This window comes from Verrucomicrobiia bacterium (assembly GCA_035629175.1).
Classification (GTDB): Bacteria; Verrucomicrobiota; Verrucomicrobiia; order Limisphaerales; family DASXHY01; genus DASXHY01.
In genome coordinates, this window is the sequence record DASPIL010000003.1 from 57,006 (window position 1) to 63,496 (window position 6,491).

Sequence of the window (6,491 nt, forward strand, 5' to 3'; positions counted from 1 at the left end):
AGGCGACGCCGGCTTGAGCGCCCGCGCGAGCGGGGAATCCGTTTGTTCGCGCGGATATGCCGACGCGCAGAGCGCCCCACATCCCGCCATTGGATACGCGGGGAATTCCCCAACACACACGCCATAACCTCCTTTGACAACGGGAGGTTGCGTGCCAGCTTGGAACATCAACCCTCCCCGTGGCATGGCGGATTTTTTTTTGAACAGTCGCGGCGGAAGGATGGTTCAATAGAAAAACAGATGACGAGCCGGCATGTATCCGGCCTGAACACATTCGTTTATGAAATTTTCCAGACCGATGGTTGGATTGATCTCTGCGATAACGGGCGGGGTGGTGGTGCTTGGGGTTCTTCAACTCAATGGCCGCGAAACCAATAATGTGCCCGCGCGGATAACTGTCCAGGACGCGCCACTCAATCGTGAATCGGGGGCCGTTTCCAGCTATTCCCCGGTCATCAAGCGCGCCGCGCCGAGCGTCGTGAATATTTATTCCACCCGGACCGTTCGCGTGCCGCGGATGCGTGGAATGCCATTTCCGTTTTTTCCGTTCGGCGAAGAAGAATGGGGACCCGTGCCGGATTCGCGCCGTCGCGGCCGTCCAAGTGAGCAGGGCATTCCGCGCCAGGAGCAAAGCCTCGGGTCAGGCGTCATTGTCTCGCCAGAAGGTTACATCCTCACCGCCAACCACGTCGTGGAAGGCTCGGACCCTGATGGCGTGAAGGTTTCGCTCGCATCGGGCGGCAGGCAATTCTCCGCTCGAATTGTTGGCACCGACCCTCGAACAGACATCGCCGTTCTAAAAGTGGACGGTGAAACGTTCCCGCCCATCACGCTGGCCGACAGCGACAAAATCGAAGTGGGTGACGTTGTGATGGCCATCGGCAATCCATTCGGAGTTGGCCAGACCGTCACGGCGGGCATTGTCAGCGCGATCGGCCGGACGTCTCTCGGAATTTTGCGGCAGGGGGGGCAGGCGGGATATGAGAACTTCATTCAAACCGATGCGCCGATCAACATGGGAAATTCCGGCGGCGCGTTGATCGACGCGGAAGGACGCCTGATCGGAATCAACACGGCGATCTTCAGTCCCAGCGGCGGCAACGCGGGCATTGGCTTTGCAGTGCCTGTGAACATGGCGCGCAACGTGATGGAACGGCTGATTACTTCGGGACGGGTCGAACGGGGGTTCCTCGGGGTGACGCTGCAGGAAATTTCACCCGACCTTGTCGAGAGCTTTGGCCTTCCTGACCAAAACGGGGCGATGGTGTCAGACGTGATGGCCGATACACCCGCGGCAAAGGCGGGAATGCAGCCGGGCGACGTTATTCGGTCGCTGAATGATCGTCCTGTGACTGACGCAGCGCAATTGCGACTGGCGGTGTCCGAGTTGTCGCCGGGGACGAAGGTGACTTTGAAAATTCTACGCAGCGAACCGGGACGCAAACCCGAGGAGCGAACCCTCACGGCGAATCTCGAAGCCTTGCCAGGAGAGCCTCGGCTGGCGCGTGAAGGTTCGGGCGCAATTGAAAGTGATCCCAGCTCCGAGTTCGATGGCCTGGATGGCGTCGAGGTGACCGACCTGACTCCCGGGATTCGGCAGGAACTGGAAGTGCCTGAAAATGTCCGTGGCGCCCTGGTGGCCGAAGTGGCTCCTGATTCCAATTCAGCGGCTGCGGGATTGCGTCGCGGCGACATCATTCTCGAAATCGATCGGAAACCCGTTCGCAACGCGGATGAAGCCGTCACGGCGAGCGAACGGGCGAAAGGCAAGCGCGTGACGCTGCGTGTCTGGCGGGGCGGGGGTTCGACCTACATGAGCGTGGACAACAGGAAGAAGGACTAGAACGTTCGGAACCGCGCTTTGACAAACCTGGCGCCGCAGGCATTCTCCTGTTGAGCGCGCGCTCCTGCGGCGCTCCGGCTATGGGTGTGCAGTACAAAGATTATTATCAGACTCTTGGCGTCTCGCGAACCGCGTCGGACGCCGATATCAAGAAAGCCTTTCGAAAGCTGGCTCGCGAGTATCATCCCGACGTCGCCAAGGACAAGAAGAAGGCGGAGGAAAAATTCAAGGAGATCAACGAGGCATACGACGTCCTCAGTGATCCAACCAAGCGCAGAAAGTACGACGAGCTCGGCGCCAACTGGAAATCGGGCGCGGACTTTCGGCCGCCGCCCGGCTGGAGCGGCCCTGGAGGAAACGGCCGCGGCTTTGGACGAACGAACGGCGGCGGGCCGCAGGAATATGAGTTCGCGGGAACCGGTTTTAGCGACTTCTTTGAGCAACTGTTCGGAAGCAGGATGCGCGGCGGATTCGGACGCGGCGGCGTAGCCGAGGAGCAGGAGGTCGCCGGGCGCGGACGCGACGTCGAGGGCGACATCATGGTGACACTCGAGGAAGCAATGCGCGGCTCGGTGCGTTCAGTGTCGCTTCGTGGAGAAGCCGGAACACAGACATATCAGGTGAAAATTCCAGCGGGCGTCACGGAAGGGCAGCGTCTGCGCGTTCCTGGCCGCGGTGAAGCGGGTGCGGGTGGAGCAGGGGATTTGTATTTGCGGGTGCGGCTCGCGCGGCATCCGGACTTCGAAGTGGATGACCACAACCTCATTTACGAAGCGCAAGTTGCGCCGTGGGAAGCGGTTCTTGGTTCCAGCCTCTCGGTTCCAACGCTCGAGGGGAGCGTTAATATTCGCATTCCCGCGGGCACACAGAACGGGCAAAAGCTGCGGGTTCGCGGGCGCGGTCTTGCGCAACGGGATGGCACGCCCGGCGATCTCATTGTGGTGGCGCAAATCGCCGTGCCTGCGCAGGTGAGCGATGATGAACGGGCCCTCTGGGAGAAGCTGGCCCGCGAATCGAAATTCCGTCCGCGCGGGTAAGGCTCACAACGTTGGCGAATTTTGCATGTGGCTGCAGCCCCTTGCGTCAACGCTGCCTGCGCGGCTATGGTTCGCCAAGCAACCGATGTCTGATCATTCATGATGAAACCACGCGTACGTTTCGCTCCGAGTCCCACCGGCTTCCTGCACATTGGCGGGGCTCGCACCGCTTTGTTCAACTGGCTTTATGCCCGTCACACGGGCGGGACGTTCATCCTTCGCATCGAGGACACCGACACCGCGCGCAATACGCAGGCTGCTGTAAATGTGATATTGGACGGGCTGCGCTGGCTCGGATTGCACTGGGACGAAGGTCCGCTGACGAGCGACGCCACAGGACCCTACAAAGGAAGCCAGGGACCGTATTTTCAAAGCCAGCGCAAAGCGAACTACCAGGTTCGAGTGGAGGCGCTGCTTTCCCGCGGACTCGCCTATGAGGAAGACGGCGCGATCAAGTTCCGCATGTCCCGCGAACCGATTCGCATTGATGACCTTGTAGTTGGCTCAGTGGAACGGAAACTCACCGATCGGGAGGAAATGGATCCCGACTTCGTGATCGTGCGTTCCGATGGCGAACCTGTGTTTCATCTCGTCAACGTGATCGATGACCTCGAGATGAACATTACTCACGTCATCCGCGGCGAGGATCACCTGAGCAACACGGCCAAGCACATCGCGTTGTTTCGGGCGTTTGGTGTTGAGCCGCCCAAGTACGCGCATATCCCGCTGATTCTCAATCCCGACGGCACCAAGATGAGCAAGCGCGATCAAGGCGCCCTGATGACGGCTTACATGGACGGGGGATATCTGCCGGAGGCCGTCGTGAATTATTTGTGCCTGCTGAGCTGGTCACCCAAGGACAACCGTGAAAAGTTGCCGCTGGGCGATGTCGTGGAACTCTTCGATCTTCCTCAAATCCTGAGGGCCAACGCGCGGTTCGATCACGATAAGTTGCTCTGGCTTCAGGGCGAGTACGCGCGCGAAGTTGCGCCCGATCGCTTCTATGAATTGTGCGTGCATGCGCTTGCCAGGGGTGGCATCGACACGAATCGTTATCCCGTTGAATACGTGAAGGCGGCCCTCGACACGTGCCGCGGGAAAATCAAGTTGTTCACCGAGCTTCCGGCTTACGCAGGATTTTATTTCAAGGACGAGATCGTTCCGAACAGCGACGCCATCAAAAAGGATTTCACGCAGGAAAATCTTCCGCGCCTGCAGAAACTTCGCGAAAGCTTTGCCTCTGCCGAACCATTCCGCGCCGCGGAATTAGAGGCAGCCTTGAAGCGTGTGGCGGGGGAACTCGGTGTGAAAGCGGGCGTCCTGGTCCATCCGACGCGGCTGGCGTGCACAGGAAATTCCGCGGGCCCGAGCCTGTATCACCTGCTGGAGGTCCTGGGCAAAGAGTGCGTGCTGCAGCGCATCGATCACGCCCTGAACCGTTATTTTCAAGGTATCCAGTAACTTCTGCCCGTAGTTTGCCCGTCCTCTAAAGCCTAGGAATAGCTTGATTTTCCGGGGCGGAGAACATCTAATCGGCGGCAACCCAACCACCGTCGATTATGAAACAATCAACTGGCGGAGCTACGGCAAGGAGGATTCGAGTGTTCCTGGTCGATGATCACCCGCTAGTACGTCATGCCTTGCGCGATGCGTTCCGCCATGAACACGGGATGGAGGTTTGCGGGGAGGCTGACGATCGCGACGCCGCCCTCAAGGGCATTGCTGATGCCCAGCCCGATCTCGCCATCATCGATTTGCGGCTTCGCAGTTCTGACGGGCTTGATCTGATCCGAGATTTGCGGAACCGCCATCCCAAGGTGCTCAGTCTCGTCCTTTCGATGCAGGACGAGAGCATCACGGCCGAACGCGCAGTTCGAGCGGGCGCGCGGGGTTATGTTTCCAAGCAGGAGCCGCCGCGCAAAATCATGGAAGCCGTGCGCAAGGTTCTCGATGGCGAGATTTACTGGAGCGAGAAGGCCGCCGCACAAGTTGCTTCCCGCATCGCTTCGCCAGGAGGCGGCGCAAGCCGTTCCGCATCCGAGCAATTGTCAGAACGCGAACTGCAGGTGTTTGAATTGATCGGGTTTGGCCGCAGCACGAATCAAATCGCTGATTCCCTTCACATCGACATCAGCACCGTGGAGACGTATCGCGCGCGCATCAAAGACAAGCTTCAATTGAAGGACGGTTCTGAACTGCTGCAATCAGCCATCCGCTGGTGCCTCAACAAAGCCTACGCCTGAGTTGCAAAGCAGGCAGCCTGTCCAAAAACGTGCAAGCCAGCCGTGATTGCATCGAACGATTTTTCATTTGCCCATTTCAAGTGTTGCACGAAGCCCGCACGGGCCTCGCACCCGAGTTCACGCACCATCGCGCCGTGAATTGTCAGATGGGTAAATCAGCGCATTTGCCTGGAATTGCTTTTGCTTTAGTTTCCAAACAGATCAATGCCTGAGCACAGGTGAAGTCAGTAAATCGTCAAAGACGTATCGACGATGAAAGTGATTCAACCGAATTGTCGGATCCAGTTTGCAGCAGAGGATGTGGCTTTTATCCTGGCCGTACTGGGCAAAAAACTCGGAAACGCGGAATGTCTGGTTAATCTTCTTTCGGATGAGGAATCGAGGGATGCGATTCTGGACGACGAGCAGCTGTTTCATTCGTTGCTGGAACGGGGAGGGTGTCTGCGGGTTTCCACTCGGTTTTATTTCTACATCCTGGTCCGACATGTCTTCAACCGATCGGGCATTGCAAATCGTGCCGTGGCCGATTACGTGGCCGAACTGCTGACGGAATTTGCACACAGCGAACGCGCGCGCTGCGTGTTGCCTGGGCACGTGAACCCGCTGGATTATTTCTTCGAGATGCTCAGCGCGCTGCAGGCGGCGGATGAGCGGACGGCATTCTGCCTCCGCGCGCACATCGGCAACTATTCATTATTCCTATCGGGGGTTTTTCCCGATCGCATCCGGTTCCGAGCCGAAGCCCGCGGCTTCCCAGATGTCCGCTACTACGAAGGCCTTGGCCGCGCGCAATATCGTGCTGCAAGTGATCACCGGTTGGCGCAACGCTACGAGCTCGCCGAGATTTTCAACACGTTATCGGACCGTTTCGAAACCACGCGCCTGGCGTTGAACGATATATCGGATCGGCTCTTCGCAATGGAACCGGATTATTCGCTCGAGAAACTCCTGCTGCAACATCGTGGGGATTCGCAGAACTGAGTGGAGGGAGTATGCCGAAATCCCGCACGGAAACGCGCGAAATCAGGACGTGTTGAGTTGTTTCGGCTCGATAGTTTCCTGCCTGCGCGGCGGGGTCTACATCCAGCCGGCATGGGAGCGCGGCTATACAGCAGGCTTGGAAACGTGCGCTAGGGCGTGATTAAAAGTGGGTGAGATTAATTCCACATGTTCTCCCATTGGCCGTTTGCCCGCAGCACTCGCAAGTTGGCTATCCGGTCCGCGCTCTCAATCAACCAGGCAGCTCCGGCTTTTTTGAGTCGAGATTGCAAAACGTGCCGATGTCCGGACTCGATCATTCCTGACCCAATCGGCAATCCGAGCGCCAGCGCACGGGGATAATCCAGACAATCCAGACGGTTGATCAAA

Annotated in this window: 6 protein-coding genes; 5 read left to right on the top strand and 1 reads right to left on the bottom strand. The window is 58.4% G+C overall.

The features are described 5' to 3' along the window. Nucleotides 1-280: 280 nt before the first annotated feature. The 5 genes from VEH04_00750 to VEH04_00770 all read left to right on the top strand — a co-directional run bounded on the left by VEH04_00750 (nucleotide 281) and on the right by VEH04_00770 (nucleotide 6,104). Nucleotides 281-1,843 carry a DegQ family serine endoprotease gene (locus VEH04_00750; GenBank protein HYG21279.1) on the top strand — a complete coding sequence of 521 codons (1,563 nt, stop codon included), beginning with the start codon at nucleotides 281-283 and terminating at the stop codon, nucleotides 1,841-1,843. An 80-nt stretch (nucleotides 1,844-1,923) separates the two neighbouring features. Next, nucleotides 1,924-2,880, top strand: a complete 957-nt coding sequence (locus VEH04_00755; GenBank protein HYG21280.1) for a DnaJ C-terminal domain-containing protein — start codon at nucleotides 1,924-1,926, stop codon at nucleotides 2,878-2,880. Nucleotides 2,881-2,979: 99 nt separating this feature from the next. Further along, the gene (locus VEH04_00760) at nucleotides 2,980-4,341 is read left to right on the top strand and encodes a glutamate--tRNA ligase family protein (GenBank protein ID HYG21281.1); all 1,362 of its coding nucleotides are present in this window, start codon (nucleotides 2,980-2,982) and stop codon (nucleotides 4,339-4,341) included. Between the two features lie 98 nt (nucleotides 4,342-4,439). After that, nucleotides 4,440-5,123, top strand: coding sequence for a response regulator transcription factor (locus tag VEH04_00765; protein ID HYG21282.1), 684 nt, complete (start codon nucleotides 4,440-4,442; stop codon nucleotides 5,121-5,123). Nucleotides 5,124-5,375: 252 nt separating this feature from the next. Next, entirely contained in the window at nucleotides 5,376-6,104 is a 729-nt protein-coding gene (locus VEH04_00770) for a hypothetical protein (protein ID HYG21283.1), read from the top strand. Between the two features lie 176 nt (nucleotides 6,105-6,280). On the opposite strand, the gene VEH04_00775 is transcribed toward VEH04_00770, so the two are convergent. Beyond that, nucleotides 6,281-6,491, bottom strand: a 211-nt coding sequence (locus VEH04_00775) for an ISKra4 family transposase (GenBank protein HYG21284.1), incomplete at its 5' end; no start/stop codon positions are given.